The sequence below is a fragment of the Gammaproteobacteria bacterium genome, assembly GCA_003696665.1.
Taxonomy (GTDB): Bacteria; Pseudomonadota; Gammaproteobacteria; order Enterobacterales.
Genome location: RFGJ01000265.1, coordinates 1 through 4,652 on the forward strand (window position 1 = coordinate 1; position 4,652 = coordinate 4,652).

The following is a 4,652-nucleotide window of genomic DNA, read 5'->3' on the forward strand; positions in this document are numbered from 1 at the left end:
CGCATAACCGCGCGCCGAACGAGACGATAAACGGGCATTGGCCAACACGGTGGGAATGCCATATCGATTCGCCCAGTAGACATAATTTGGCCAGACCTCAGTTTCGACGAAAATCGCCAATACCGGTCGAATGGCGCGCAAAAAACGTCGCACCAAAAACCCGGCGTCATAGGGCAAATATTGGTGCAAGACTTGATCCCCCCAGTCCGCCTGGATTCTGGCCGCGCCTGTTGGCGTCGTGGTCGTCACCAGAATCTGGTGATCCGGATAATGCTTTTTCAGCCGGGCAATCAACGGCTTTGCTGCGACAGACTCGCCGACCGACACGGCATGAATCCAGATCACCGGCGCCTGTCCTCGCACAAACCGCCACCCCCAGCGTTCTGCCCAACGCTGACGATATTCAGGTGCCCGTCGGCCGCGCCACCAAAGCCGTAGCGCCAACCAAGGCCACAGCAAAATGTGGACAATGCTATAGGCGACCAATAGAATTCGGTACACGATGGAAAGCATGTTCGTTACACTGGCGCACATCTTACCACCATTGTTTTATCAACACAGGGAGGTTGTGTGATTTCATGCGATTTCGCTTGGTCCTCGCGCTAATATTTTTGCCTGTCAGTCTGCTCGCCGCGCCACAGTGTCAGGATGTTGCATTGCCTCAGCGCGATGGCCTTGATCAGCGCATGACTTTGACCACATTGTCCAACGGTTTGCGTGTGGCGGTGATTGAGGACCATCGTTTTCCAGTGGTCAGCTATCGACTGCTGTATCAGGTTGGTTCGGTGGACGAAAAACCAAACGAGGCCGGTTTTGCCCATTTACTTGAGCATTTGATGTTTGAAGCGCATGGCGACCACACAATCGGCGAATATGCCGACCAACTAAGACGTATTGGCGGACAATTTAATGCCTCTACCAATTATCTCACCACCGACTATTACGCCACCTTTCCAAGTCGCTTTTGGCGGGCCATTCTTGAACTCGAAGCCAAACGCCAGCAAGCCCCGGCCATCACAGCGAAGAATGTCGAAAACCAAATCAATACGGTACTTGATGAAAAACTCATGCGCATTGACAACATGCCGTATGCAAACGCTTTGGTGAAATTGGCCGAGTCGCTGTTTGCCAATACGCCCTATGCCCATCCGGTGATTGGCTACGAACAAACACTCAAGTCGGCAACGGCAGCATCTGTGCGCGCGTTTTACCAAAGAAACTATGGGCCGAATCGCGCCATCCTTGTCATTGGGGGCGATATTGATCGAAATGAGGTGCTCCACGCAGTACGTGAACTGTTTGGCTCATGGCAACCTGTGCCTGAACGAGACCCTAAGATTCCGAGCCCGGAGACACTGTTTCATCCAGGAGACCATCGCATCACCGATGAGCGGGCACCTTGGCCCGGTTATGTCGTCATCCACCAGCTCAGCCACCAAGAACCCACCGCCTATTTGCAAGAAAAGCTCATGCAATTATTTACCGCAACAGCCTCCGGTTTTAGCCGCGACCCGGCCATTACTGACAGTAGCTACCTCGCGATGCAAACCGTGATGTACCAGAAACCGCTTAGACTGATGATTCTTGCCGTCGCGCCACGCGCCCATATCAGTCGTGAGGCTTACCTAAACCGCCTCCATAGCTGGCAAACACGGTTAGTCCATTTACTATTGACCGATCCCTCATGGCTATGCGCGGCCAAAATGCGGCGTCGAGTCATCATTGCAGAACTCCTTGATGACATTGAGCAGTTGGTCTTCACCTTGTCGGCTTCATGGTATCGCTTTGACGACCCCATGCACTGGTGGGCACTCAACGACGCATTTATGGCATTAACACCTAAAGAAGCCGCACGCCTACTGAAAGACGCCTTCACACAGCCTGTCATTTTTATTGAATTGCAGCCTGGGCGATGGCATCTGAAATGGCTAAAAAAGCTGTTGGAATGGCTGCCACAAAGTGTGACAGAGGAGGTCGAGTCATGGGTGCTTTGATGCGCGCTCTTTTGATTGCTATTCTCGCCGCTCTGACCGGCTGCCAAAGCCTACCACCACCGGTGAGTTACACACCACCTACCGACGAACATCAATATCGGCGTGTCGAACCGCCGACACAGAGTATTCCCGCGCTCTCTGAGGTACATATGGTCGTCAATGGGTGGACAATTACCATGGCGGCCTACCCTTTCTATGACGGGGGCACGCAGCTTTCCTATGTCGCACTGACCTGGCCAAGTCACCACATTCCTGAAAAACTGTGGCCATGGCTCTACCAATGGCCTGTATTCGGCACTCAACAAATCAACTTATACGACTGGTTGGTTCAATGCGGTCTGCGTTATGAACGAGGCATCTATCACGGTGAGTTGCGTTTGGTGATCTATGGGGCGCGCACATCCCTTCAAAGGTGTCTTCCCAAGTTGCTGGTATTGGCCAGCCAACCTTCAGTCAGTCCGACCGTATTTAAGAGAATCCAACGAGACATCAAAGTCTCTCGATTGCTTCGGCAAACACTTGATAAAAGCGCAATAACAGAGGCAATGGAACGCCTGCTTTTACGCCCCACCCATCACAACGATCTGGTTACTTATTCAGAGGACGAGCCTGGCGCGATTCAAGCACTGCTGTCATCCGTCATGCAGCAACCACCTAACATCGACCTTGTGACTGACGACATCAGCGCCTGGCAAACTTGGTGGCAACAAGTATTTGCCGCTCACGTCACGCAAGCGGTCACAAAACCAGAACCAAGCGCGACACATACGCTCAAAAAGTTGCCCCCCGGTTATTATTTCCTGCCTCGAAGCGGAGCCAAACAAGCGGAGATTCGCATTGTCACCCCCCTTAGCACCGCCAGTGATGTTCAAAGCGCGCAGGCGGCTGCGGAAATCCTACGTATTATTTTGGGCAACAGTCTGGACGGCAGGCTTGGACGGGATCTTCGAGAGCGACTTGGGCTGACTTACTGGATAGACGTCGAAATCCGTAACCTCAAAGCACATCGTTTGTTAATCATCGCCACGCAAGGCGAACATCGCAAGATGCGTGCGCTGATTCAAGGCAGCCAGTACCATTTACAACAGCTATTTGAACAGACAAAAGTGAGCAAGGATGAGTTTGAACACGCCAAGTCGGTTTACCTTTGGCATCAGCTTATGCGGCAAAACACACCACACAATCGATTGTTAAGCATCGTTGACCAGCGTCATCATGAAGCAAACTGGCGTTGGGTGGCCAAGCTCTCCTACGCACAATTCATAGACTGGCTACATGTTTGGCAGACAGCGCCGACTTACATCTTCGTCTCCGGAGAGAAAAAGGCCCTTCAACACTATTTGTGTGAATATTTCACACCTTGCTATTTCGTCAAATAATTCAGCGTGTTATGAGGCAAGATTGACGATGACACATTTTGAAACAAAAGCTCGTCTGGTCATCGTGTTGGAACAGATTTAAACTCACCCCAATGGATCCAAAGAGAACCTACAAGAGGGACACATCCATGAAAAAACTGTTATACCTCCTCAGCACCTTGCTGCTGGCTGCCGCAGTGACAGCTGGCGAAGGTCCCAAAATTACCGAACAGGCACAAGAATTTGTGTTGGATAACGGCATGCGTGTTGTGCTGCTCAAACATGGTAAAGCCCCCATGGTGGCCGCTGGCTGGGTAGCGCACGTCGGCTCCGCGAACGAACGACCGGGCATCACCGGTATTTCGCACCTGTTTGAACATATGATGTTCAAAGGCACGCCGACAATCGGCACCAAAGACTTTGCCCTAGATACAAAAATCCGCAAACAACTCGACCAAATTCGAGAAAAAATGTTTGCGCTCGAACGAAAGTTTCGTGACCAGGTGCGACTCGGCTTGTTTACCTCGCTTGATGAAGCGGCCAAAACCAACGAAGCCTACCAAGCGCTCAAAAAACAATTTGATGAATTAATCGCCAAGCAACGGAAGAATATGGTCAAGGACGAATTTGACCAGATTTACACTCAGGCTGGCGCCAACCGAATGAACGCTTTCACCAACCACGATATGACGGTGTATTTCATCCAGGTGCCCAAAAACAAACTGGAACTCTGGTTCTGGATGGAAAGTGAGCGCTTGCTGCACCCCGTCTTTCGCGAGTTTTATTCTGAGCGCGACGTCGTCTACGAAGAACGACGCATGCGTACAGAATCCACCCCCACCGGCGTTCAGGATGAAGTCTTTGAATCACTGTTTTGGCGCGGCCATCCCTATGCCTGGCCTGTCGTGGGCTGGCCTTCAGATATCGCGGCAATCACGCGTCAGCAAGCAGAAGCCTATTATGACCTTTATTATGCCGCCAACAATTTAACTGCAGTGATTGTCGGCGACATTGACGTCGACCAAGCCAAAGCTCTGGCCAAAAAGTACTTTGGTCGCCTAAAAGGACAAAAAACGCCGCCACCCGATGTTGTGACCATGCGCACCCCGCAAAACGGCACCGTGGTGTATCGCGCTGAGGTTGACGACAATGCATCAGCCACACTGGCCTATGCCACCACAGCGTTCGCTGGCAAAGACGAGCCAGCCTTGAGTATGCTGGCCTCGGTTTTGAATGGTCGTACCGGAAAGCTTTATAAAGAACTGGTGCTCAAGAAGAAAATCGCGACCGATGTACGCGC

The 4,652-nt window shown here is 51.7% G+C and carries 4 protein-coding genes; 3 read left to right on the forward strand and 1 reads right to left on the reverse strand.

Annotation, left to right across the window (positions count from 1 at the left end):
• The coding region (locus D6694_07335; protein ID RMH43053.1) for a 3-deoxy-D-manno-octulosonic acid transferase at positions 1-513 on the reverse strand (513 nt) is incomplete at its 3' end.
• A gap of 65 nt (positions 514-578) precedes the next feature.
• Here D6694_07335 and D6694_07340 point away from each other — a divergent pair.
• The 3 genes from D6694_07340 to D6694_07350 all read left to right on the forward strand — a co-directional run.
• Complete coding sequence (locus D6694_07340) at positions 579-1,994, forward strand: insulinase family protein (protein ID RMH43054.1); 1,416 nt, start codon at positions 579-581, stop codon at positions 1,992-1,994.
• Positions 1,913-3,373 (forward strand): hypothetical protein, encoded by a 1,461-nt coding sequence (locus D6694_07345; GenBank protein RMH43055.1) that lies wholly within the window; start codon positions 1,913-1,915, stop codon positions 3,371-3,373. Before D6694_07340 ends, D6694_07345 begins: the two co-directional genes overlap by 82 nt.
• 128 nt (positions 3,374-3,501) lie before the next feature.
• Positions 3,502-4,652 (forward strand): insulinase family protein (locus D6694_07350; GenBank protein RMH43056.1); only part of this gene is annotated, 1,151 nt, incomplete at its 3' end.